2 protein-coding genes are annotated in these 446 nt (G+C 62.8%); both read right to left on the bottom strand.

Annotation, left to right across the window (positions count from 1 at the left end):
- Positions 1–90: biotin/lipoyl-containing protein (locus tag HA630_RS02505; RefSeq protein WP_371809172.1), on the bottom strand; the 90-nt coding region annotated here is incomplete at its 3' end.
- Between the two features lie 104 nt (positions 91–194).
- On the bottom strand, positions 195–446 hold a 252-nt coding region (locus tag HA630_RS02500; protein ID WP_208299933.1), incomplete at its 5' end, for a 2-oxo acid dehydrogenase subunit E2.

Genomic DNA, 446 nt, shown 5'->3' with positions numbered 1-446 from the left:
CTCGGCCTTGACCGTGTCGCCGGGCTTGACCAGCAGTTCGATGACCGCGACCTCGTCGAAATCGCCAATGTCGGGAACCTTGATGTCCATGAGTGCCATGTTTAAGCCTCCCGCCGAGCGGCCTCAAGGGAGGCTTGCGCCCCCATGGGGGGCAGCGAATGAATATGAGCGTGGGGGTTCATTTCTCGGTTCCTTTACAGCAGCACGCGACGGAAGTCGCCGAGGATCTGGCCAAGGTACGCGTTGAAACGCGCGGCCGCAGCGCCGTCGATCACGCGGTGGTCCCAGGTCAGCGACAGCGGCAGCATCAGACGCGGCACGAACTGCTTGCCGTCCCACACCGGTTCCATTTGGCTCTTGCAGACGCCCAGGATGGCGACTTCGGGCGCGTTGATGATGGGCGTGAAGTAACGGCCACCGATGCCACCCAGGCTGGAGATGGTGAA

It is taken from the genome of Aquabacterium sp. A08 (assembly GCF_011742065.1).
Note: the sequence above shows the minus strand (reverse complement) of the source record. Positions and strands in the feature narration are given on the sequence as shown.